The following is a 23,577-nucleotide window of genomic DNA, read 5'->3' on the forward strand; positions in this document are numbered from 1 at the left end:
AATCGGATACTAAGATGAACGGATTGATTGCCTGGTTTACCAAGAATAGCGTTGCGGCGAACATCTTGATGGTCGCGATTTTGTCGGTCGGGATTTATACGCTTTTCAACAAGATCATTTTGCAGGAGTTCCCGGACTATCCGTCCCGCTCTATCACGGTGACGGTCCCGTATCCGGGATCGACTCCGCGAGAAGTAGAGCAAGCGATCATCACGCGTCTTGAGGAGGAGCTCTACGATGTAGACGGCATTAAGGAAATGACCAGTCGGGCGACTTCTAGCTCTGGCACGGTTACGCTTGAAATCGAGGAAGGCTACAGCTTGGCGGAAGCTCAGGATACGATTAAGAATCGGGTGGATTCGATTCGAACCTTTCCGGTGGAGGCGGAGCGTCCGCGTGTGGCTATGCCTGAATGGCGCGAGCGGGTTATAACGATTGTTATCTCGGGCGATCTAAGTGAGCTGGAGTTGAAGCGACTCGGCGAGCAGGTTCGAGATGAAGTTACGAATATTGATGGCATCTCTATCGCTTCTCTCAAAGCGGTTCGGCCTTATGAGATTTCGGTAGAAGTATCCGAAGAGACACTACGCCAGTATGGACTGTCTTTTAATGACCTTAGCTCGGCTATCCGAAATCACTCTTTAGATCTGTCGGCGGGACGTATCAAGTCGTCGAGCGGGGACATCATGTTGCGCACATCGCAACAGGCCTACACTCGAGAGGAGTTTGAAGAAATCGTAGTGTTTACGCGCCCAGACGGGACTCGCATTACGGTTGGTGAGCTGGCTCGAGTGAGCGATGGTTTCGACGAAACACCGATCAATCCTCGCTTTAACGGGCAGCGTTCGGTAGCGGTGGATGTCTATCGGGTAGGGCAGCAGAACATAATCGAACTCGGTGGTGAGGTGAAGGCTTACCTAGATCGAAAGCGCGAGCAGCTGCCGGCGGGGATCACTCTTGACTATTGGCAAGACGACTCGGAGCGAATCGTGGAGCGTCTCAGTATGCTGAAGGGGAGCGCTATTTTTGGATACGTTTTGGTGGTCATGGTTCTTTCTTTGTTTTTGCGACCTTCGCTTGCGTTCTGGGTTTCTCTGGGGATTCCAATCGCGTTTTGCGGGGCCTTCTTCCTGATGCCTGTTGTCGGCGTCTCGCTTAACATTATTACGGTTTTCGCTTTCATCTTGGCCCTCGGTATCGTGGTGGATGATGCGATTGTCACTGGGGAGAATGTTTACCAGCGGATGCAGTCTGGAGAGGATTCGCTGACGGCTTCGATTAAGGGGACGCAAGAGGTCGCGGTACCGGTTGTTTTTGGTGTTCTGACCACGATGGTGGCCTTTTATCCGCTCGTGGAGATGACTGGCTTCCGCGGGAACTTCTTTAAGCAGATCCCGTTTGTGATCATTCCTGTTCTTTTGTTTTCGTTGGTTGAGTCGAAGCTGATTTTGCCTGCTCACTTGAAGCACTGTCGCCCGATCAACAACGCGAACACGTCCAAGAAGTCGATCATCACTCGTGTGCAACGTAGGATTGCGAACGGCTTAGAGTACGGTATCGAGAAGTACTATCGTCCTTCGCTGGAACTAGTGCTACGCTACCGTTACGCGGTGTTGATGGTGTTCATCGGGGTGCTCGGAATTTTCATCGCCCGTTATATGGCGGGACAGATTTCATACTCCACCTTCCCTCGGCTGCCGCGAGGAATTATAACAACGAATGTATTCATGCCCGTGGGTACGGCATTCGAATCGACTCAGGTGGTTGTAGACAAGGTTGAGAACGCGGCTTTGGCCTTGAAGGAGGACCTCAAGGAAGAACATGGAGTAGACATCTTGAAGAACATTTTTGCGACAGCGGGTGGCCGTCCGTTTAGTAGCTGGCGCACTTCGGCTGGTATCGCGGAAGAGGGTGAGATCGTAATCGAGTTGGCGTCTTCGCAGGAGACTGGAGTGGACATCGGTGTGCGGGAATTGACCATGAGGCTGAGGCAGATGGTTGGCCCGGTTCCAGAGGCGGAGTCGATGAGCTTCTCGTTCTCTTTTGGTGGTGGTGGCGCTGTGAATGTACAGCTCGAAGGACCGCGAATCGAAGAGCTGGTCGAGGCGTCAAAGGAGTTGCAGCGAAAGTTGGCGACTTATGAAGGGCTCTACGATATCGAGGATTCCTTTCAGCGAGCGACGGAGGAGCTTGAGCTCGAGCTCAAGCCGCAGGCTGTGCATCTAGGAGTGACCTCTCGTCAGTTAGCCTCGCAAGTACGCCAGGCGTTTTACGGGATCGAGGCGCAGCGTATCCAAAGGGGAAGGGACGATATTCGCGTGATGGTGCGGTATCCAGAAGCTCAACGCAAAAGCGTGGCGGCCTTGCACAGCATGAAGATACGAACCCCGAGCGGTGCAGAGGTGCCGTTTGAGGAGGTCGCTCAAGTTGTCCCTGGAAAGAGCTTGCCATCGATTCAGCGCTTTAATCGAAATCGGATCATCCGGGTGACGGCTGATGGAGATGAGAACCAGACCGACGAGGAAGCGATCCAAGCTGATCTCGAGTTAAACTTTTTGCCGCAGCTCGTGAGCAAATATTCGGGGATGGAATACACGCTCCAGGGCAATGCAGCTCGTACGCGAGACAATAATGCGGAGTTGATGCGGGGCATCTATCTCGTGCTAATCATTATCTATGTCCTGCTGGCGATTCCGTTTAAGAGCTATGTGCAGCCGTTCATCGTTATGACCGCTATCCCCTTTGGGGTGGCAGGCGCTTTGGTGGGGCACGATCTGATGAGCTTTGTCTATGACGATATATTGAATCGTGCCGTTAATCCGGTGGTGAATGTCACCATGATGTCGATACTGGGGATGCTTGCCCTGTCGGGAGTCGTGGTGAACGACAGTCTGGTGATGGTCGATTTCATCAACAAACGCCGCAAGGAAGGCATGGGCTTGCCGGAGGCTGTTCGTTTGGCGGGGGTTAAGCGTTTCCGACCGATCTTGCTTACTTCTCTGACGACGTTCGCAGGTCTCCTGCCGATCATGTTTGAAAGCTCACGCAGCGCTTTGTTTCTAATCCCGATGGCGATCTCTCTCGGCTGGGGAATCTTGTTCGCGACCTTTATCACCCTGTATTTCGTGCCACTGACAAACCTTGTGGTGAATGACATTGGGAACTTCTTCCGTTGGGTTTACGGCAAGAAGCAAGTGAGGAGCGACCTTCCGGAAGAGGCGGAGGTTTTAGCCAAGGCAGAGTAGTTGCGTGCGGGCTCGACGGAGGACCGCTGGTTTTAGCTTACTTTCTCAAAGTCTAGACGGGAGCAGGCTAGTCTGATGAAGGCCTTGATGTGTACGTTTGAAATCCAGTCGAGTTTGATCATCTCGCTGATGACGCGAAGGATGTCCTCGGTCCAGCCGACATCGTGCACGGGAATCGAATATTCCGAAAGGTCATCTCTGTTGACGAAGACGTAGGAGTGCTTGTTTGCGTAGACGTATTGCTGGTCTCGCTGGTCGGCTGAGAGAGGGGGTGACTCGGGGCGTTCGTCTTTGAGCAGGTGCATCAATCTCTGGGACGCGTGCCTATCTAGTCCTAGCAAGGATAGTACTCCGAAGCGCTGCAGGTGGTCTAGTTGTTCGAAACCTTGTTCGTAGTCTAGATATCTGCTTTGGCTCAAGGCGCAGCGTTTTGCGGCTTGTTTTATGTTGAGACCTAAATTCTGGCGGACGGATCGGAGATGTTCGTGGAACACGTTTTGTCGGTTTTTAGAAGTGATATAAAGCGCGACAAGTGGATTAGATGAATGGTCCTGTCAGACCGATGACCGGTTTAGATTCGTGCTCCGGATAACGGTTCCACGTTTGAAACTGCAAGCTGTCATCCGTATTTTTAGGGAGGACAGAAGTCTTCTGGGCGTGTGCTTTTTTCTAGAGTTCCAGCTCTTTGATCCACTCAAGGCAGCGATCTGGCCAGGTGGATAGTCTGCCGCCGTGGCTGATGGCGAGCGAGAAACCGTGTCCGCCGTACGGATACAGATGCATTTCCGTCTCAACGCCGTGTTTGAGGCAGGCCTGGTAGAACGCGATGCTGTTTTCGACAGGCACTGACTCGTCGTCGGAGGAGTGGATTAGCAAGGTTGGGGGCGTACTGGGGGAAACCTGCGTTTCGTTGGAATAGCGTTCGAGGAGCTCGTCGCTGGGAGAATTTCCCAGCAGATTCGATCGGGAACCCGAGTGAGCGAAGCTCTCACGCATGCTGATCACCGGATAGAGCAATATCATGAAATCCGGGCGGGAGCTATGGCGTTCGATCGGGTCAGCGGCCTCTGGCTCGCCTGCATCGAAACTTGTGCCAAGGGTGGAGGCGAGATGGCCTCCTGCTGAAAAGCCCATGATGCCAATTTTGTCGGAGTCGTAGCCCCATGCCTCGGCGTTGTGGCGGGCGATGCGCAAGGCGCGTTTTGCGTCGAGCAAGGGGCTGAGGTGGGGTGTTTGGTTGCTTTCGTCGTCTGGCAAGCGGGACTTGAGGATAATGGCGGCGATGCCTTGGCCGTTTAGCCTGCTGGCGACGTCGATGCCTTCCCAGTCGTAGGAAAGTCCTCGGTAGCCTCCGCCCGGACAGATGACGACGGCGTGCCCGGTAGCGTTGCCTTTGGCGGGGAGTCGGACTTCGATCGTTGGTGTAGTGACCTGGCGGATAAAGATACGCCTATCGTTTGATTCGATGATTTCCTGATGGGAGGAATCCTGATGGTTGGGAGGAGTTCCTTCGTAGAGAGGAAGTGTGATCGGATTGTCGAGGACTCCGGCTAGAGCGGTCATAGGTAGAATGATGAAGAGGGCGAGAAATCGGGACATAGTAGGTGCGTAAAACGCCGTGGAGGAAAGCGCAATCCTTGCTGAGTTCCAGTGTTTCGGAGTAGGTCTAATTGTAGCCGAAAGATCCGGAATCGGCTTTCGCTCGTAGCTCGCGGTACTCCCGAAGCTTGTCTTCGATGCCGAGCTTTTGGGCTTTGGCAGCGGCTTTGATGTATTTGTCCGCAGGTATGCCGGTCACTTCTTCAATCGTCTGACGAATCAATGGACGTGCTTCCTGACGTTTTTTCACGCTTGTGATGTTTGTGCGTAGGGCCTCGAGAAACTTGTCGCCATAACGCAAATACACGTCGAGCAGTACGAGGCGGGCGCCGTCGGCATTGTCGAAGTTGATCCAAATCTTGCCGTCCTTCTTCGAGGCCTGGCCCTCGCGTTTCTCATCTTCGTGCCAATTTAGGAGGTCAAGGTCCTTGCCGAGGGTGTTCTTGGAGTTGCCGAACTGTTGGGTGATGTAGAGGTCGTATACCTCTTCCAATCCTTCGAGCTCGACGGTGACGATGTCGGTGATGAAGCGAGCCATCATCGGGTCGAACCATTTGCGGTCTCGGAACTTGGATCCCCGGTCGGCGATGTAGTTTTGCAGCTCCCAGGAATAGGCCTGGCGGAAACGTACGTTGCGGCGGGCGATCCAGGTGAAGGGGTCGTAGAGGTGGCTGAAGTTCTGGTAGATCTGGCGCTGCAACTTTTTGATCTGCTCCTGGGCGTCTTCTTGGCTGCGTACGATGATCGGGTAGGAAACGTCTACTTCCTTGAAGGCTTCGGGGCGTATGTCTCCGGGCAGGCCGACGTCTATGATGTGGAAGCCTTCGTTGGTTTGAAGGTTCAAGCCTTGCCATTTTTCCGGATAAAAAAAGTAGGGCTGCCCGTCTTTGCCGTAGCGCTTGTGCACGACTTCCCAGTGTGTGAGGACGCGGCTGTGCCAGCTTAGGCTGTCCGGGTCCCATTTCATGTGTCGGGCGTATTTGTTGTCGGGCAAGGTGCCTCTCAGCTTGTCGACTTCCCAGATGACGATTTCCTTGATTTTGAAGAACGGTTCGGCTCGCAGGCGTCGGAGGATGGCTCGTTCTCGCGTGAGCCATTGGCTGCGGTCCATTTTGAAATTCTTGAAACCGAATCCCTTCGCGACTTCGGCGATGGCGCTTTCTTTGAGTTCGCCGATCTTGAGGTGGTAGTCCATGTGGCGGGACTCGTAGTCGAGCAAGAGGTTGTGCAAGCCGCCCATGATCTGAGGCAGCGTGTAGTGGACCTCTTTGACGACTTCGTTGCTCTTGGTGTATTTCTCTCCCGTGAGGCCGTCGATGACTTCGATATCGCCGCCGTAGCGAGTGTAGCCTTCGAGTAGGAAAAAGAACTCCTCTTCATCTTGGCCGGCGTCTTCGACGAAGTTGGTTTGGGCGTTGGCTATGGACGCGATAAGGACAAAGGCCGACAGGAGGATGCGGCGAAGCGATACGGGGAGAGGTTTAGGCATACTCAAACTACGGTAGGGTGGAAACCGCAAAGTTGTCAGCCTTTGGTGTTTAAGTAATGCTTCGATAAGTACGCCGGTGTTTAATGTTTCAGTTTACGGATAGCCTGAAGTCGACGGGGCGAGTTTCTTCTTAATTGGGGACGGCACGATTTTGCGGCCTGTTTAGGCAGCGGAATTTGAGCTTCGTATTCTAGGATTTGAGATTGGTGGTATTTGTTGGTGTTTTCCTGTGAATAGAGTGTTCGAATGTCGGAGTTCGCGGAAAAGCCGGATCTGTTGGCTAAAGAAGATTCCAGCGCTGATCGATTGGAGTGTGCCTTGGAATTTCTTAGCTCGTTCGAAGCCATGATGTTATGGCCCGATTGGGGGTGAATGTTGGGCTTGTCTTTGAGGGAATCTTACGAGGTGGATTGGAGCACTCGCTGAGAAAACGGTCGGTCGCTTCGGGCAAAAGAACATGGGGCGCCGAACAAAGGATCACATTGCTCGCTGTGGATGCTTTTTCTATGATGCGTACGAACTAGTCGCACAGGAGCGATCCCATAACGCTTCTGTATCCCGATTAAACTACAAATAGAAACTGCCCCGTAAACCCGATGCCCCACCATGACCTGCTAGGTCAGTATTGCACCTGACTCTCGCTAACTTTTGTTAGCCTTTTCAATTGAGGACTCAATTCTAGGGACGCCTGCAAATGGCTTCCTGATGATCTGTTGTTGCCCGATTGTTGAGGAGTAGTTGGAAACTGATTACGATTAGGTTCATGACTGCGGATTAATCGCGTGGTGGTTTCGCAACTGAAACACATATATGGAATCAAAAATCGCTGCACGTTTGTCGCAAACAGTCCCGGGACTGGCGACGCTAATTGGTGTTGCATCAATTGGCACACCGTTCGTTCTTGCTCAAGATGTAGAGGACGACGAGGTCTATGAGTTGTCTCCGTTTACGGTAGATGCGTCGGAGGATACCGGATACAGAGCGACGTCGACTCTAGCGGGTACTCGCTTGAAATCGAGTCTTAAGGATGTCGGCTCGTCGATATCAGTTATGACCGGTGAGTTCCTGTCTGATACTGGGTCGAACAATGCTGAAGACCTGTTGGTCTACGCTCCGAGCACGGAAGTCGCTGGACAAGGCGGTAATTTCTTGGGTGAGGGCAGTGGTCCGAATCTCGATCCGACAATCAGGCGCGAGCCAGTATCCAATACGCGAGTACGTGGTCTTTCGGCCGCTGACAATACTCGAAACTTCTATCTTTCGGACATTCCTTGGGACTCGTACAACGTAACGCGCATCGATTTGCAGCGAGGTCCTAATTCCATTCTTTTTGGTATCGGAAGCCCCGCGGGCATCGTAAATGCGGGCCTACAAGGGGCGTCTTTCGAGAATGAAGGGAAGGTGGGCGTAGATTTCGGCAGCTACGGTTCGCTTCGGCTGACAGGCAACTTCAATCGAGTCCTTATCGAAGACGAGCTTGCGGTTCGCGTTGCTTTGCTCAATGACGAGAGAAAGTATCGGCAGGATCCTGCTTTTCGTGACGACCAACGTGTTTTTGGCGCTCTTGACTGGAGACCTAAGTCGCTCTCGTCCGATAGCTATAACACGGAGCTGTCTGCGAACTTCGAGACGGGGGAGGTTGACTCTAACCGCCCGCGTCTAACTCCTCCTACGGATGCGATCACTCCTTGGTTTAATAGCGAACTCAACAAGGGAACCTTTGAAGGTCCTACAGCGACTCAGTTAAACAACGATTGGCTCGGCGCACCTGGCCAACGTGTCTGGGACGGCGTAGTGAACGTATTTGACCCAGATCAGCAAGGTTCATTTGTAACTTCGATTTCACGGTGGCCCAATCCCGATGCAGGCATTGATTCGTCTGTGAGTGCTGGAGATATCGTTGGTATCCAAGCTTACAATAACTACGCGACAAATGCGGGACTCTATGGTTCGTCGATCGGAGCGTTCAAGTCGAAGTCTTTGACTGATACATCGATCTTCGACTTCCGTAATCAACTGATAGAAGGCCCGAATAAGAGCGAGTTCAACGAGTTTGACTCGTACAATGTGACTTTCCGTCAAAACTTCTTCGACAACAAGTTTGGATACGAGCTTGCGTACGACAAGCAGTCTGCTGACTGGGGGTATCAAACCTTCTTGGCATCCGATGCCGCAGTGGTGACTGTTGATGTGATGGAGACTTTGATGGATGGTTCTCCAAACCCGAACGTCGGACGTCCGTTCACGATTGGAGGCGGGGGATCCGCTCAAGGTTACATCCAAAACCGCGATCGCGAAGTGATGCGAGCAACGGCCTACGGTCAGATCGACTTCACTGAAAGCGCGAATGATTCGCTCGCTCGTATTCTTGGTAAGCATGTATTCACCGCTCTCTACAGCACCAATGAGATTGATGATGTCACGAGGACTTGGTCGCCTTGGTTCTTGGGGCAAGGCTATGGACCAAACAATACAAGCGCAATCGGACAGGCGGCTCGTGACGCGATCGTCTACTCCTACCTAGGTGACAGTCTTGCGGGAGCAAGCTCCGCGGCTGGAGCTCATATCGGACGTATCCAAAACGTGATCGTACCGCAAAGCTCTACGGTTCGAGCTTGGGACAATTCTGCGAATCAGTGGGTTAACACGCCTTTGGAAATCGTGCATGCCAGTGGTATGAGCGAGATGGATCGTCCTTATCGGACGGCGTCTAAGCTAAACCGTGAGATTGATTCCTACGCTCTTGTTTGGCAGGGATACCTCTTCGACGGAAACTTTGTTCCAATGGTTGGATACAGGGAGGACGAAGACACGGCGACCAATGCTGGCAACCCTCCTGGTGGCTCATTGCCAGGAACGATCGACTTCAATGATCCCAATTGGGTCATTCCGTCCAGCGGTGGAAACCGAGAAAAGGGCGACTCCTTGACGACCAGCGGCGTGTTGCACATGCCGAAGTCGTTCAAGGACAAACTCGGATTCGATCTCAGCTTCCACTACAGCAAGTCCGAAAACTTCCAGCCGGATGCGAGCCGCATCGACGTGTTCGGAACCCCGGTTGCGTCTCCAAACGGTGAAACAGAAGATTATGGCTTCACTGTTTCCGCGTTCGAGGATCGCCTTATCCTGAAGGTGACGGAGTATGAGACGATTGTTCGCAACAGTACGGCTGGCGGTTCGATCGGAGGGAACTATCTGATCGGTGCGGTTGAAGCGTGGGGGCAGAAGGCCGCTATTGACGCTCTCAATGGCCGTGGATCGTTCAGCACTGTATTTGGCACGTCCAGCAGTGGAGAGGACGTGGTTTATCGTCCGGCTCGCCGTTTGGATGGTGATGACGATGTTTACACGCAAGCCGAGCTTGACGAGGCTTACGCTATCCAAAGCGCCGCGATCAATGCTTGGCTCGCTGATCCGGTGCCTGGGAATTTCCAGGATGCTTGGGCTCTGGGCGACTATGCGAATGGAGCGGGCGTTACAAACTTCGGACCGGCCGGACTTGTAGTTACTGCGGATACCATTTCCAAGGGAACGGAATTCGAGTTGATCTACAATCCTACGGAAAACCTGACCATCTCCTTTAACGCCTCCGAGACTTCAGCGAAACAGGAGAACCTCGCGGCTGGATACACTGAATGGGTGCAATCTCGCTGGGACGACTTTGCGAATACTCCGCAAGGTGACATCCGTCTCTGGGGACCAGGTCCTGACGGCGACGGTGGAGAATCCGCTCGTGGAAAGTATAGCCGTGAAACGATGGCTGGCCTCAACTTCTGGACTGCATTGCTTGGTAGCGACGTGCCGGAACTCGTGAAATGGCGCTACAACGCGGTAGTGAATTACACCTTCACTGACGGCAGGTTCGATGGTTTGAATATCGGAGGTAGCTTGCGTACCCAGGACGCACCTACGGTCGGGTTCCCCGTTATCGACGATGCGGACGGCAATCAAACCTACGATGTGCCAAATCCGTACAAGGGTGATAGCGAAACGAATGTCGATTTTTGGGTCGGCTATGAAACGTCGCTTTCAGACCGGATCGATTGGCGGGTGCAGCTGAATCTTCGCAATGCGTTTGAGAGCAGCGAGCTTTATCCGGTGACGGTTCAGCCGAATGGTTCTGCGGGTACTTTCCGCATCGGAGCTCCTACCACCTGGACGATTTCGAATACCTTCAGTTTTTAGCGTCTGATTATTTGATCGATAGCGAAGCGTCTCCGGTTCTGGGCTGGAGGCGCTTTTTCTCTTTGTTCTCTTTGAGGTGGACAGTCTGTTGAATCGTCGCTCGTTTGTCTTCGAGTGAGTTTGAGCCGGGACAGTCTAGGAAACCGCTGCGTTAAAGTGGTTCACAGCTTCGAGGAGCTGATCGGAACGCCATTTTGTGGGGAGGTAAACGCGATTTGCTGGGAGCGTGAATTGAAGGGAGACTATGACGAGTTTGCTCGTGTGGTGGGGGATTTAGACGAAATCACCAGCTTGGAAGAGGATGATCTGATGTCTCTATTGCTCAGTTCCGAAGGCCAGGTAGCTCGAAGGCAATTGATAGAGGATCTAAGGCTGCTTCAATGCGAGGGGTTGCAACCTTCCCTCGATTTGATTCCTGCCTACCCGAAGGCCGATTCAGCGGATCTTGTTCCAGTGGATGTTTATGACCTGCACGCTGATAGCGCCACGGTGCCAACAGATACGCTGCTCTGCAGCTACACGGTAGCAGCGTCGGAGGGCTTCGCGAATGACGAGGTCGAGCGGTATGTAGATGTGCCGGAGATCCGATCTGAGCTTTTGAAGCGCTACGGCGGAGAGGATGGGGCAGGATTCTGCGAGTACTTAAAAGAGCGGTTTTACGATTTGCACTATCGTCCTCTTGCGGGAGCGAAGCCTTACTCGTTTGGCTTTGGAAACATGTGGCGAATCGCAACCCAGTGTCCGGATAGTCCCGTCGCCCCTTGTATCCATAGAGCTCCTACTACTGAAGTAGGTCAAACTCCGAGACTGCTGCTAATTAGCTAGCCCAGAGTTGCGATATACTTTCTCCAATTACCGTGATTGGTGACCTCTGTTGCGTTTGAAGTAGCCCAAGCTTCGCACGAAAAGCCTTTGACGAATGTCCCGTCCGCTAGCTCGATATTTGCGATCCCGAGCGGAGAGGGGATTTGCTCGATGAACGCGGCCCATTGGGTTTTGGGCAGCTCCCAGATTTCTAGGTCGATGGAGGCCCCCGCCGAACTGTCGCGTACCATGCCCGGTTTAGGAGGGGTTGTGCCCGGGAGGGCGAACAGGCGATAGTTGGGGCTTGTCTTCTCGGCTCTGTTGAAAGTCGCTCCCAATTCAGTGAGTTGGCTGTTAAGCGGTAGGCCGGACATATGGGCGCCGCAAACGGCGATGGAGAGGGTCTCGGTCGGGAAAGGGGCGAGCTCAGGAAATACTTTTTGATCGCTCGTGCCGAGGGCGAGGTCACTGGCCACGTGGAGTTTGTTGGCTACCTGGAGTAGCTTTTCGTCGTGAAAGGCGGGGGCTATGACAGTGATGCCAAACGGGAGCTTTTTAGGAGTGAAACCAGTTGGAACTGCGACCGAAGCGAGGTCGAGCAAGTTCATGAAATTCGTATAGTATCCAAGGTTTGAATTCAGTTGGATCGGATCTGCCTCGACTTCCTCGATCTTGTAGTGCGTCCCAGCGGTGGGCGTTGCTAGAAAATCGATTTCGTCCCAGAGTGGAAGTGTGGCCTGACGGAAGGCCTGTAATTTGTAAGACGCATCGAATGCGTCGACCGCGGTCCCATCGATTCCTTTTTCGATGATGGCTTTGGTGATGGGGTGAAGCGCGTCTGGGGCTTCTTTGATCAGCTCTTGGATCGCCCAGTAGCGTTCAGCAACCCATGGTCCTTCATAGAGTAAGCGAGCGGCGCTTAGGAAAGGCGAGAAGTCGACGACCTGCTTTTTGAAGCCGAGGGACTCCAGTTGCCCGACCGCTTCGAGATAGAGGTTGAGGTAGGCTTGGTCTCCGAAGAAGTTTAGTTGTTCAGGAGAGGGTACGCCGAATGTCATCCCTTCTCGATAGGCTCGGCGAGGGCTTTCGAGTTGTACAGGAGCCTGGCGTGAATAGGCATCGCTGGGGTCGAACGCAGCTGCTGAGCGGAGCGCGGTTTGGGCGTCGCTAGCGTTGAGAGCGAAGATGGAAACGCAGTCTAGCGACTTGCAGGCTGGAACGACTCCGCTAGCACTGAGCAACCCGCGGGAAGGTTTTAGACCGACGAGATTGTTGAAGCAGGCTGGGACGCGTCCAGATCCTGCGGTATCGGTTCCGAGAGCGAAGGAAACTTGTCCGAGAGCCACGGATACGGCTGAACCAGAGCTAGAGCCGCCTGGGAGGTACTCGGGATCAAAGGCGTTTCCGGGGACTCCGTATGGTGAGCGGACGCCGACGAGGCCAGTGGCGAATTGGTCTAGATTTGTCTTACCGATGGGGATCGCTCCCGCAGCTCGAAGTTGAGCGACGACTGTTGCGTCCTTTTCTGCGAAGTATCGGTAGTCTGGGCAGGCTGCGGTGGTTGGAAGCTCGGCAACATCGATGTTGTCTTTCACTCCAAAGGGAATGCCGTAGAGGGGGAGTGTCGCTGGATCTTTTGTTTCAAGCTCTGCGGCTTGCGCTAGGAGGCGTTCCTTTGTGTCGACGGATATCCAAATCTTTGAGTCGCCAGATTCGATGCGAGAAAGGACCTCGGTAATGATGTCCGAAGGTTTGAAGGAGCCGGCCAAGTAGCCTTGGCGGAGTGTGGTGATGTCGAAGGAGAGAGTCATGTTGGGATATTTGCCCACGAAGGGCACTAAGTTTCACGAAGTTGTTTCTATGGTGTCCTTAGCGGTACTTCGTGGTCTTAGTGGGCAATTATTCTCTGATTAGCGCTAAGTTTTGACCCTTGTTGGTAGGGTTGCCTTCGGAGGTTAGGAGCGATTCCACGGTTCCGTCGCAAGACGCGGTGATGTTTATCTCCATTTTCATGGATTCGACTATGAGAAGGACATCCCCTTTCTTTACTGAGTCACCCTCCTGTACGCAAATTTTCCATACGCTTCCAGGGACGTGGCTTTGGATGGCTCGGCAGCCATCAGGAACCTCGCTTTCTTCGACGGCACCGATTGCTGCCTCGTCCGCTTCGAAGGTCGCTTGACCGGTTTCAATCCAGTGTTGGCGCTCTGCATCGAAGGCAGCTTGTTGCTTCGTCTTGAACTCTTTGATGCTCTCCTCGTTGTCGGAAAGGAACTTGTTGAACTCGGCCAAATCGAATTCGCTCTCTTCCACGCGGAGCTCGAAACGTCCGTGCACGAAGTTTTCGCGCATTTCAAGGAGCTCCTCAGCGGAGACTTCGTAGAAGCGGATTTGGTCGAAGAAGCGGAGGAGCCATGGCTTACCTTCCTTGAAATCCTTGGTCTGCTTGTAGCGGTTCCACATCTGGACCGTTCGGCCCACGAACTGGTAGCCGCCTGGGCCTTCCATTCCGTAGACACAGAGGTAGGCTCCTCCAATTCCAACTGCATTCTCGGGGGTCCAAGTTCGGGCTGGGTTGTACTTTGTAGTGACGAGGCGGTGACGTGGGTCGACTGGAGTTGCTACTGGAGCACCTAGGTACACGTCGCCCAGTCCCATGACAAGGTAGCTCGCGTTGAAGAGTATGTCCTTAACGTCTTGTATTGAGTCGAGACCGTTGATGCGTCGGATGAACTCGATGTTTGAAGGGCACCAAGGGGCGTTCTTGCGTACTGATTCGTACTTCTGGATTGCCAGCTTCGTGGCTTCATCGTCCCAGGACAGCGGAAGGTAAACAGTGCGAGTTGGTACCTTCATCTCTGTAATCGGAGGAAGGTCTTCTTCAATTCGTTTGAGTTGGTCGACTAGTTCGTCGAGGGGAAGCTGCAAGCTTTCGTAGTGAATTTGAAGAGAGCGTATGCCCGGAGTGAGTTCGAGAATGCCTGGAATGTCTGCGCTCTTGACGGCTTCCATTAGGGCGTGGGCTCGAAAACGCAGTTTGAGGTCGAGTTTCATTTCGCCGTATTCGACGAGTAGATACTTGTCTCCCGAACGACGGTAGCAAACTGATGGACGATCGAATTCTGGCTGTTCGTCATGGAACTCCAGAATCGCGTCCTCTAAGCCGAAGCTTGATGGCTGAGGCTCGGAGGCGGGTTGGTTGGTGAAGACCGTTTCTTGTTCGATCTCGAAGTGTGTCGCGCTTGTCTGGTCTACCTTTTCGAAGCGAATCGTGTCGCCAGGCTTGAGTTGCCCCATCATCCAGAGGTCGGCCTTGATGATGGTGGCCGGGCAGACAAAGCCTCCAAGGCTAGGCCCGTCTGGACCAAGGATAACCGGCATGTCTCCGGTGAAGTCTACCGTACCGATCGCGTAGGCGTTGTCGTGGAGGTTTGAAGGGTGGAGACCTGCTTCGCCGCCATCGGTACGGGCCCACTTGGGTTTGGGACCAATCAGGCGTACTCCGGTTCGTGCCGAGTTGTAGTGAACTTCCCAGTCTGTGCCGAAAAAGGTTTGAATGTCTTCGTCGGTGAAAAAGTCTGGGGCTCCGTGCGGGCCGTAAAGAACGCGGATGTTCCAGTGGTGGCTGTATTCAGGGATCACGGACGGTTGGATATTGCCGAGCTCTTGGTCAGGAGTGCTGTGGAAGTGAAGAACGTCGCCGACGGTTAGCGTTCTTCCGCAGTGGCCTCCAAATTGCCCGAGAGTGAAAGTGGATTTGCTGCCAAGATAGTCTGGCACGTCGAGCCCGCCTTGAATCGCTAGGTAGGCTCGGCATCCGTTTTCGATTACCTTTCCCGAGACAAGTTCGTCGCCGGCCTTGACCGAGACCGCTTGCCAGAAGGGGACTTCCTCTCCGTTGAGGGTCGCGTTCGTTTTGGCTCCGGTGAGGGCTATCGTTGTGGCGTGGTTGAAGACGAGCGTTGGACCTGTGACGGTGATTTCTAAGCCGGCTGCGGCTTCGTCGTTGCCAAGAATCTTGTTTCCTAAGCGGAATGCGTAGGCGTCGAAGGGGCCCGAAGGAGGTACGCCGATATCCCAGTAGCCGACGCGGCCCGGGTAGTCTTGAACAGTGGTTTGAGTGCCAGCTTCGAGGACGTCTATGGTGCTCGGGTGATAGTCGAGGCTATCGCAAAACTTGGTAGTATGCTCGGCCTTTGTGAACGTATCCGCAGCTAGGATATTCTCGAGGTATTCGAGGTTGGTTTCGATGCCTTCGACGCTGGATTGGGAGAGCTCGCTTGCGAGGTTGGCGATCGCTTCCTCGCGGTTGGAGCCTTTTGTGATGACTTTCGCTAGGAGCGGGTCGTAAAAGGCGGAGACTTCCGTGGAGGTTTCGATCCAAGAGTCTACACGAGCCGTCTGAGGGAAGGAGACCTGGGTGAGGAGGCCAGAAGAAGGCTGAAAGTCTTTGTTTGGATCTTCTGCGTAGACGCGGGCCTGAATGGCGGCTCCTTGAGGATTGATCTCCAAAGTGTCCAGATCCGGCATTTCGTGGGCGGCCTGCTTGACCATCCACTCAACGAGGTCGACTCCGGTGACTTCCTCGGTAACGCAGTGTTCAACTTGGAGGCGTGTGTTTACTTCTAGGAAATAGAACTCTGCGGCGTCTACATCGTAAACGAATTCAACGGTGCCAGCGGAGCGGTAGTTGACGGCGCTTGCCAGTCGAACCGCGGTATCCAAAAGGTTCTTACGCAGCTCTTCGGTGATCGCAGGCGCGGGCGTTTCTTCGATGACCTTCTGGTTGCGGCGTTGTACAGAGCAGTCACGTTCGCCGAGCGCAATGACTTTGCCTTCGCCATCTCCGAAGATTTGAGCTTCGATATGTCGGGCGCGTTGAACGAATTTTTCGAGGAAAATCCCGCTGTTGGCGAAGTTGTTTTCACCGAGGCGTTTTACTGATTCGTAGGCTTCGCGGAGTTCGGACTCGCTCCAGCAAAGGCGCATGCCGATGCCCCCGCCGCCAGCGGTCGACTTGAGCATGACTGGATAGCCGATACGCTCTGCTTCTGAGCAGGCTTCATCTTCGGTATCCACGAGATCGCTACCAGGGAGCAGAGGGGCGTTGTTCGCTATGGCGAGTTCGCGAGCGGTGTGCTTGAGACCGAATTTGATCATATGGTCCGCAGTTGGACCAATAAAGGCTAGACCGGCAGTTTCAACTTTGGCTGCGAAGTCCGCGTTTTCGGAAAGGAGTCCGTATCCAGGGTGAATCGCCTCTGCTCCCGTCAATTGGGCGGCGTCGAGGATGGCTTCGATGTTCAGGTAGCTCTGCTTAACGGGGGCGGGACCGATGCGAATGGATTCGTCCGCCAGATCCACATGCTGCGCGAAACGGTCGGCGTCAGAGTAAATGGCGACGGACTGGATGCCCATTTTGCGGAGGGTGCGAATGACGCGGCAGGCGATTTCGCCGCGATTTGCTATGAGAACTTTTTTGAACACGTTGGCGTTTGAGAGGTTTTGGGCCCACGAAGGACGCTAAGTTTCACGAAGGTCTTTGTTTTTTTTCGTGGGCGAAGGGCATGTGTGAAAAGAAGATGAAGAAGTAGAAGCAGATTGGTTTTAATCCCAGATGATGGCCTCGACAGGGGTTGGATTGTAGGCGTTGCAGGGATTGTTGAGCTGCGGGCAATTCGAGATGAGGGCGATGACGTCCATCTTGGCCACCATTTCGACATAGCGGCCGGGAGCGCTGATTCCGTCCGCGAAAGTCAAACCACCTTCTGGCGTGACGGGCACGTTCATGAAGAAATTGATGTTACAAGTGATGTCTCGTTTTCCGAGATCGTCAGAGTGGTCATGTAGGCCGCAGATGAAGGAGTCTCTGCAGGCGTGCATATTCTCTTTTTCGATGGCGTAACGCATGGTGTTGGACTCGCGGGAGCAAGCGCCGCCCAGCGTATCGTGGCGACCGCAGGTGTCAGCTGTGATCTCCAGAAGCTCGTTTCCGCCGCTCGACATAAGCTTGCTGCCCGAGGTAAGGTAGAGCGCTTGTTGGCAGCGGATCGTGTCGCTCGCCGAGTAGCGGTCGACTGGATCGTGGGCGTTGTAGAACAGAGTATCCGCTGCTTGGTTACCTTCGAGATCGAGGATGCGGAAGGTTTGCCCTTTTTTGATGACGTGGCTCCAATGGTCGCCGGCTTTGATGACTTTTCGGTAGACTGCGTTTGCGGGATCGAGTGTCGATTCTGTGAGCATGGCGGATTGGCTTAGAAGCGGAGATTGTTGTAAATGGTCGTGTTGTGGTAGGCACGTTGGTTCTCGGAGCGAACTTGGAGCGAGGCGTCGTCGTCGGCTACGGGCTCTGCTTCTGAGATCGAAATTTCGACCGGCTTGGGTGCGTATTCGGTATTTGGATCGAAGGGGTGTTGGCAGGTGTTTAGAACGACGAGCGTATCGAGCTCGAACCGCAACTCGACGGAATCGCCAGCTTTCGAGTGTCCTTCGACAAAGCTGAGCTTGCCTTCTTCGTCTGCTACAACCTTGGAGAACCAGTTGATGTTTGGAACGAGATCGCGTTTGCCGAGTCCCCATTTGGCGAGCTCGATTAGGAAGCACTCTTGCGAGTTGCGGTAGAATTCGTTGCGAAGTTCTTGGTAGTCTCCTTGTCCGTATTTTTCTGATACGGCTTTCGCGTCGGTAGCTCCGGATACTGTGTCGTGCCAACCTACTGTGTCCTCAGTGATGGAAGCGAAGAGGCGACCCATATCTGAGTGGAGGCAGTAGGGCGCTTTGAGGTGGAAGATGTACTGGCCCTTGAGAGTGTCGGGCATGTTGTAGCGCTCGTGCTTCTCGTAAGCGTTGTAGAGCAGCATGCCTACATTAGCGCCGCCTTCGAGGTCGGTGAGGCGGAGGGTACGGCCTCGTTTGATCACTTTGGACCACATGCCGGCTCCGGTTAGGGTTTCTTTGTGAATGAGTGACATGGTGAAATTACTTCTTTTGGTGGAGCGGGGGAAGAATAGTGGTGGTGAGGTTGAGGCTCCCGTTTTTCACGCCTTTGCAGGTGATTAGTTCGTCGGCTATCTGGCGGAGCTTGACGGCTGGTCCTTGCACCAGAATGACTTCCATGGTGTGGTTGTTCTCGAGTTGGACGTGGAGTGAGCTGATCACTTCGGCTACGTAGTCGCGCTGGATTTGAGCGAGACGTCCGGCGAGGTTGTTGCGGGTTTGTGCGTAGAAGAGCGTGATAGTCCCAGCCATCACGGTGTCGTCCATCTGTTGGCTATGTTGGACGAGCTCGCGGTTGATGATTTCGGTGATTCCTTGCGAGCGATTGGCGTATCCGCGGGTTTCCACCATTTTGTCCAACTGCTGCAAGGTGGACTTGGGAAGGGTCATGCTAATACGCTCTGTCGTTTCCTTTTTTGGCATCGATCTGAGTAAGTTTGAACGCATAGCTGATTAGTTTTTGATTCGTTTGGGTCAAATTAAAAGTATTACGAAAGAGATAAAAAGTATTACTCAACGTCGTCGCCGACCTCGGTCATGCGCACGATTGGCAGTTCTATTTTTTCCGTTTGGACTTTCGGGTGGATGAGTTCTTCAAGTCGGTCCTTGGTGGCGAGGAATTCCGGATCGTGAAACTGGTCGGCTGAGCGCGGGCGAGCGACTGGGACTTCGATCATCTCGAGGACTTCACCGGGATTCGGTTTCAGGACGAGGATGCGATCGGCGAGGTAGACGGCTTCGTCGAGGTCGTGAGTAATGAAGAGGACGGTGAGGTCGATGTGCCGCCAGATCTCGAGAAGGTAGGCTTGCATGGAGGCTCTGGTCTGGGCGTCAAGGGCGCCGAAGGGTTCGTCCATGAGGAGGATCTTCGGGCGGTTGGCGAGAGCCCGGGCGATGGCGACCCGTTGTTTCATGCCGCCGGAGAGTTCGTGCGGGTAGGAGTTTTCGAACTTGGAGAGTCCGACAAGCTCGATCCACTGGCGGGCTTCGCGTTCGGCTGCGGTCATGCTGTTACCCGTCATTTCCAGGCCGAACATGACGTTCTTTTTCACGGTCAGCCATGGGAATAGGGTGTAGCTTTGGAAGACCATGCCGCGGTCTGGGCCTGGGCCAGTGACGGCGTTTCCTTCGAGGAGAACTTCGCCTTGGCTTGGTGTTTCGAGACCTGCAAGGATGCGGATCAGGGTCGATTTCCCGCAGCCGGAAGCGCCGATGACGCCCATCATTTCGCGGCGGTGGCATTGGAAGGAGATGTCGTTTAAGGCGGTGACTGGGCCTTTGGCTGAATCGAAGGTCTTGCCGAGGGAGCGTACGTCGAGTTTGACGGGGCGTTCCTTCAGTTCGGCAAATCGTCGAGCTACCTCGGGGGATTGCCGTTTATAGTCTGGGAGAGTGCTGTCTTGGCTCATTTTCTGTTTCTCCGTTCGGCGAGGGGATCAAGGCGTTGGTCGAGGACTTCGCGTTGGAACCAGCGTGGTCCGGCGGATACGCTGCTTGCTACGAGGCGAGAGAAGGCGTTTGGCGTTTCGCCCGTCCATTTGAAGAGAAAAACACGGAGCCAGGATAGGATTTGGTCGGTGAAGAATCCGATGAAGCCGATGAGGAAGATGACGGGGAAAACGCGGTCGAAATTTCTCCAACGTCCTTGCGTCTCGATAAACTCGGTGAGGCCTGACTTGACGCCGATGAGTTCGGCGATGACGAGCCATGTCCAGGCCCAGCCGAGAAGGATACGTAGATCGTTGTAGAGTTGCGGCAGTATTCCCGGAACCACTACGCGGAAGAGTATGTTTCGCTGGTCGGCTCCGAGGGTTTGGGAGGCTTCGATCAGGGAGCGGTCGATTTCGCGTGTTGTGTTGGCGACCACTAGTACGAGCTGAAAGAAGGTTCCCACGAAAACGAGGGCGATTTTGGGAGCGTCGTGAGCTAGGAAAATCGCGACCAGCAAGGTGCTGAACGCGGGAGCAGGCAAGTAGCGGAAGAAGTCGATGAACGGTTCGAAAATGCGGGAGAAGAAGTCGTAGGTGCCGCATAGAACTGCGAGTGGCACGCCTACGAGGGCGGCTAGAAGAAATCCGCCAAAGACGATCTTCATGGAATGAAGGGCTCTTTGCCACATGGAGGGATCGTCCGGGTCGCGTTGTTCGGTAAAAAGGTCGTAGTAGCCAGCGATTACCACTTCGTGGGGAGCGGGCAGATAGACTGGGTTGCTTCGTTTGCCTTGAGGGACGAGCTTTAGCAGAGCTTCGTTGGGCAGAGCTCGAGAGCTGAACTTGTCGCCGATATGTTGGATGCGTATCCAGTTGTCTTTGACGACCTTTATGTTTTCAGGACTGAGCTTAGGGCTCGTTCCGAAGTCGCCGCCGGCTGCTCGGGCCCATAGCTGGTAGATGAGCTTGTCATCCTTGGCCTCGTTTGGAGTTAGATAGCCGTTGCCGAGTCCCCAGGCTGAGATGTGGCGGAGTGTCTTGAGATTTTTGCGACGTCCAGGAGTGAGTTCCTCTCCTGATTCCCGGGCTTCGAAGACCGCTTGGTTTTCGGCTTGAACTCCGGCTTCGAATTGGGGGAAGAACTCTCGGCTGAGATGGTCGCCCCTAGTGTAGATTGTGGTAATGCCTTCCCGTTCAGCGGAGATGGTCAGCTTTATGTCCGGGTGCCAAAGGAAGGGCAGGTAGCTCACGGCGCTCCATAGAGCGAGCGGGATGATGAATGAGAAAATCGTGAGTACGGTGCGGCTCCGGGGCGAAAGCGGTTTGCCGATGGCGAACCAATGGGAGAAGGGGCTGGGGCCTTTAGGTTTGGCGCTTGGCATGGCTTAAGCGTGGGAACCGCCGACTGTGGGCGGTTCCCGACTGTTTTAAGAGGAGTGACCGAATTCGCGTTTAGGGGAAGCGGAGCCGTTACTTAACGGCCTTGGTGAAGCTTGGGTCGAGGTAGGACTCGACGTTGAGAGCTTCATCGTAGACGCCTTGGTCTACGTTAAAGTCGTTCACGATGCGGCTGGAACCGTATACGCTTTTGAGAGAGTCGTTGTCTTCCCAAACTTTCTTCGCGAGACGGAGGGGGAGGATTTTGGTGCCTTTGAAGAATGGCTCGTATTCCTCGGGTGATAGAGCGACGCGAGCGGAGAGGATTTCTAGAGCTTCGTCGATGTTGTTCTCGTTGTTGATGTATTCAACGATCTGGTACCAGACGTTTGCTACCTTTTGCCAGTCGTCGCGGCGGCCTTCGAGGCTTTCGCTAGAAACGTAGAGCAGGTCGTAGATGATGCCAGGGGCGTCAGCTGAAGTGAATACAGGAGAGGATCCAGAAACTGTCTTGAGGGCTTGGCCGGAGTTTGGCTGCCAGGCTGCGATTGCGTCGACAGCACCTGTTGCGAGAACTTGTGGAGTTTCGTTGGTTGGGACGTTCACCCATTCCACGTCATCGGCGCCTAGTCCTGCGGATTCGAGAGCCTTAAGGGCGAGAAGGTGAGCTACGAAGCCTTCTTCGACGCCGATCTTCTTGCCTTTGAGCTCGGATACGGAATCGATGCCTGGAGCGGCGACGAGCATGTCGTTTCCGTTGGAGTAGTCGTTGATGACGATACCGACGGATGGTTTGCCCGTTCCGCCGATGGCGAGGGCGTCACCGTTGGTCATGCAAACCGCGTCGAGTTGGCCAGCGACATAGGCGTCCATGGAAGCGACGTAGTCCATCCATTGGAAGTCCACTTCAACGCCAGCATCTTCGAACCAGCCCTTTTTGATGCCGATTTCCCAAGCGATCCAGCCTGGCCAGTCGGAGTAGCCGATTTTGAGAGGTTCAGCTTGCGTGAACGGCAAGGTGGCGAGGAGGGCGAGCCCGGAAAGGGCGCGGGAGGCGAATCGAGCGAACTTCATAAGGTATCGGCTGTGCTTTGCGGATTGGGTTCTTGTCGGTAATACGAAAGAGAAAAAACGTATTACGTAATCCCGTTTGCAAAAGCAGCGACCGCGCCATCGTCCCTAGGCTCGACAATTCGTCTCGAAAAAGGGTGATTTCGCTCGAAATCGAGCGATTTAGCTATGGTGGCGCCTCGAATTGAGCGCGGCACGTTTTACGGCAAGCTGTAGTGGTTGCGAATCGAGGATTCGGCATCTGAACGGTTGCCGCTCAACGCACGGAGCGCTTCGTCGAGGAATGGGTACCGGAATAGAAAGCGGTGCTGCAGGAGCTTTTCTGGAACGACATAGCGACTTTTGAGGGTGAGTTCGGTTTCCGTTCTCAGTAGCCAAGCGGCGACTTCGAGCATCGGTTTGTAATGAGGTAGACCAAAGGGAACGCCAAGGGACTCACGTAGGGTGCTCATGAATACGGAGTTCGTGACTGGAGCGGGAGCGGTGAGATTGACGGTGCCTTCGATGTCGTGGTCTTCGATAACGTATTCGACTGCACGGTTGAAGTCGGTTTGGTGAATCCAGCTTACCATTTGTGTGCCGTGGCTTAGTTTTCCTCCCATCCCGCAACGCGCTAGACGAGCGAGAATTGGGTAGACACTGTTTTTCGCATGTCCGAGCACCATGCTCGTTCGGAGGGCGATCTTTCGTGTTTGCGGCAGGTGTTCTTGGAAGAATGCGTTTTCCCAAGCCTGGCAAACGTCTACCGAGAACCCATGGCCTAGTTCGCCCGTTGCTTCGGTCATGGGTGTTTCCAGGCTATGTCGGTAGATGGTGGCGCTCGCAGCGTTAAGCCAAACGGCAGGAGGTTTGGCGACATTGGAGATCGCATTTGCAAGCGTGCGTGTTGGCTGGATCCGGCTGTCTCTGATTTCACGTCGGTTACGCGCGTGATAGCGGCAGTTTACGGACTTGCCGCTGAGGTTGACGAGAGCGCTAGCGCCTTCCAGTTCCTCGACCCATGGGCCTGTTTCTTTGCCGTCCCAGAAGACTGTTTGTCCTGCCTCTAGCGTTTGGTTTTCTGAGCGGGTCAGCACTATGACTTTCCAGCCTTTGCTCTCAAAATGGGTAGCAAGGGCTTGACCCAGAAATCCGGTACCTCCGGCGATCACTATTTTTTTCATCTTCGTTTACCTTGTCGTGTTAGATAGAACTTTCAGGAAAAATTGAAAATTAGAGTTTGAAAAAAAGCTGCTAGCCGAGTTTTCTTATGAATAGGCACTATCTCATTGGATGTGAAAGGTAGGGCGGCCTCGCCGCAGGCCGCCGTGGAGACTCGATCCTGCATTGCGGCTGTCTGGGCCAGACAGCCCTACCTCGCCTGACTAATCATATGAAAAAA

General features: G+C 54.0%; 15 protein-coding genes. 3 read left to right on the top strand and 12 right to left on the bottom strand.

Annotated elements, in window-relative coordinates; genetic code table 11:
• The first annotated feature begins 14 nt into the window (after positions 1 to 14).
• The gene (locus JIN87_RS14580) at positions 15 to 3,245 is read left to right on the top strand and encodes an efflux RND transporter permease subunit (protein WP_200356315.1); all 3,231 of its coding nucleotides are present in this window, start codon (positions 15 to 17) and stop codon (positions 3,243 to 3,245) included.
• Positions 3,246 to 3,277: 32 nt separating this feature from the next.
• On the opposite strand, the gene JIN87_RS14585 is transcribed toward JIN87_RS14580, so the two are convergent.
• From JIN87_RS14585 to JIN87_RS14595, 3 genes are all read right to left on the bottom strand, one after another.
• Entirely contained in the window at positions 3,278 to 3,739 is a 462-nt protein-coding gene (locus JIN87_RS14585; protein WP_200356316.1) for a helix-turn-helix domain-containing protein, read from the bottom strand.
• 175 nt (positions 3,740 to 3,914) lie between these two features.
• Positions 3,915 to 4,844, bottom strand: coding sequence for an alpha/beta hydrolase (locus JIN87_RS14590; protein ID WP_200356317.1), 930 nt, complete (start codon positions 4,842 to 4,844; stop codon positions 3,915 to 3,917).
• Positions 4,845 to 4,911: 67 nt separating this feature from the next.
• Entirely contained in the window at positions 4,912 to 6,333 is a 1,422-nt protein-coding gene (locus JIN87_RS14595) for a hypothetical protein (RefSeq protein ID WP_200356318.1), read from the bottom strand.
• Positions 6,334 to 7,143: 810 nt separating this feature from the next.
• Between JIN87_RS14595 and JIN87_RS14600 the strand changes: the two genes are divergently transcribed.
• Both JIN87_RS14600 and JIN87_RS14605 read left to right on the top strand, forming a co-directional pair.
• Positions 7,144 to 10,518, top strand: coding sequence for a TonB-dependent receptor plug domain-containing protein (locus tag JIN87_RS14600; protein ID WP_200356319.1), 3,375 nt, complete (start codon positions 7,144 to 7,146; stop codon positions 10,516 to 10,518).
• Positions 10,519 to 10,632: 114 nt separating this feature from the next.
• Positions 10,633 to 11,343, top strand: coding sequence for a hypothetical protein (locus JIN87_RS14605; RefSeq protein WP_200356320.1), 711 nt, complete (start codon positions 10,633 to 10,635; stop codon positions 11,341 to 11,343).
• Here the strand turns inward: JIN87_RS14605 and atzF are convergent.
• From atzF to JIN87_RS14650, 9 genes are all read right to left on the bottom strand, one after another.
• Positions 11,340 to 13,133, bottom strand: a complete 1,794-nt coding sequence (gene atzF, locus JIN87_RS14610; RefSeq protein WP_200356321.1) for an allophanate hydrolase — start codon at positions 13,131 to 13,133, stop codon at positions 11,340 to 11,342. The two genes, JIN87_RS14605 and atzF, sit on opposite strands and share 4 nt — an antisense overlap.
• Before the next feature lie 88 nt (positions 13,134 to 13,221).
• The gene (gene uca, locus JIN87_RS14615) at positions 13,222 to 16,809 is read right to left on the bottom strand and encodes an urea carboxylase (protein ID WP_200356322.1); all 3,588 of its coding nucleotides are present in this window, start codon (positions 16,807 to 16,809) and stop codon (positions 13,222 to 13,224) included.
• A 120-nt stretch (positions 16,810 to 16,929) separates the two neighbouring features.
• Positions 16,930 to 17,565 carry an urea amidolyase associated protein UAAP2 gene (locus tag JIN87_RS14620; RefSeq protein ID WP_200356323.1) on the bottom strand — a complete coding sequence of 212 codons (636 nt, stop codon included), beginning with the start codon at positions 17,563 to 17,565 and terminating at the stop codon, positions 16,930 to 16,932.
• An 11-nt stretch (positions 17,566 to 17,576) separates the two neighbouring features.
• Positions 17,577 to 18,293, bottom strand: a complete 717-nt coding sequence (locus JIN87_RS14625) for an urea amidolyase associated protein UAAP1 (RefSeq protein WP_200356324.1) — start codon at positions 18,291 to 18,293, stop codon at positions 17,577 to 17,579.
• A gap of 7 nt (positions 18,294 to 18,300) precedes the next feature.
• Positions 18,301 to 18,741 (bottom strand): nickel-responsive transcriptional regulator NikR, encoded by a 441-nt coding sequence (nikR, locus tag JIN87_RS14630; protein WP_200356325.1) that lies wholly within the window; start codon positions 18,739 to 18,741, stop codon positions 18,301 to 18,303.
• Between the two features lie 86 nt (positions 18,742 to 18,827).
• On the bottom strand, positions 18,828 to 19,727 hold the full coding sequence (locus tag JIN87_RS14635; protein WP_200356326.1) for an ABC transporter ATP-binding protein: 900 nt from the start codon (positions 19,725 to 19,727) through the stop codon (positions 18,828 to 18,830).
• The gene (locus tag JIN87_RS14640; RefSeq protein ID WP_200356327.1) at positions 19,724 to 21,130 is read right to left on the bottom strand and encodes an ABC transporter permease; all 1,407 of its coding nucleotides are present in this window, start codon (positions 21,128 to 21,130) and stop codon (positions 19,724 to 19,726) included. Before JIN87_RS14640 ends, JIN87_RS14635 begins: the two co-directional genes overlap by 4 nt.
• An 88-nt stretch (positions 21,131 to 21,218) precedes the next feature.
• Positions 21,219 to 22,199 carry an ABC transporter substrate-binding protein gene (locus JIN87_RS14645; RefSeq protein WP_200356328.1) on the bottom strand — a complete coding sequence of 327 codons (981 nt, stop codon included), beginning with the start codon at positions 22,197 to 22,199 and terminating at the stop codon, positions 21,219 to 21,221.
• A gap of 197 nt (positions 22,200 to 22,396) precedes the next feature.
• Complete coding sequence (locus tag JIN87_RS14650; RefSeq protein ID WP_200356329.1) at positions 22,397 to 23,359, bottom strand: TIGR01777 family oxidoreductase; 963 nt, start codon at positions 23,357 to 23,359, stop codon at positions 22,397 to 22,399.
• Between the last annotated feature and the right edge of the window lie 218 nt (positions 23,360 to 23,577).

The sequence above is a fragment of the Pelagicoccus mobilis genome (genome assembly GCF_016595505.1).
Lineage (GTDB): Bacteria > Verrucomicrobiota > Verrucomicrobiia > Opitutales > Opitutaceae > Pelagicoccus > Pelagicoccus mobilis.

Excerpts from the sequence above, each read along its gene's own strand:
- JIN87_RS14595 (WP_200356318.1), bottom strand. The coding sequence starts at position 6,333 with ATGCCTAAACCTCTCCCCGTATCGCTTCGCCGCATCCTCCTGTCGGCC.
- JIN87_RS14620 (WP_200356323.1), bottom strand. The coding sequence starts at position 17,565 with ATGCTCACAGAATCGACACTCGATCCCGCAAACGCAGTCTACCGAAAA.
- JIN87_RS14650 (WP_200356329.1), bottom strand. The coding sequence starts at position 23,359 with ATGAAAAAAATAGTGATCGCCGGAGGTACCGGATTTCTGGGTCAAGCC.
- JIN87_RS14590 (WP_200356317.1), bottom strand. The coding sequence starts at position 4,844 with ATGTCCCGATTTCTCGCCCTCTTCATCATTCTACCTATGACCGCTCTA.
- atzF (WP_200356321.1), bottom strand. The coding sequence starts at position 13,133 with ATGACTCTCTCCTTCGACATCACCACACTCCGCCAAGGCTACTTGGCC.
- JIN87_RS14635 (WP_200356326.1), bottom strand. The coding sequence starts at position 19,727 with ATGAGCCAAGACAGCACTCTCCCAGACTATAAACGGCAATCCCCCGAG.
- JIN87_RS14640 (WP_200356327.1), bottom strand. The coding sequence starts at position 21,130 with ATGCCAAGCGCCAAACCTAAAGGCCCCAGCCCCTTCTCCCATTGGTTC.
- nikR (WP_200356325.1), bottom strand. The coding sequence starts at position 18,741 with ATGCCAAAAAAGGAAACGACAGAGCGTATTAGCATGACCCTTCCCAAG.
- JIN87_RS14580 (WP_200356315.1), top strand. The coding sequence starts at position 15 with ATGAACGGATTGATTGCCTGGTTTACCAAGAATAGCGTTGCGGCGAAC.
- JIN87_RS14645 (WP_200356328.1), bottom strand. The coding sequence starts at position 22,199 with ATGAAGTTCGCTCGATTCGCCTCCCGCGCCCTTTCCGGGCTCGCCCTC.
- JIN87_RS14600 (WP_200356319.1), top strand. The coding sequence starts at position 7,144 with ATGGAATCAAAAATCGCTGCACGTTTGTCGCAAACAGTCCCGGGACTG.
- JIN87_RS14625 (WP_200356324.1), bottom strand. The coding sequence starts at position 18,293 with ATGTCACTCATTCACAAAGAAACCCTAACCGGAGCCGGCATGTGGTCC.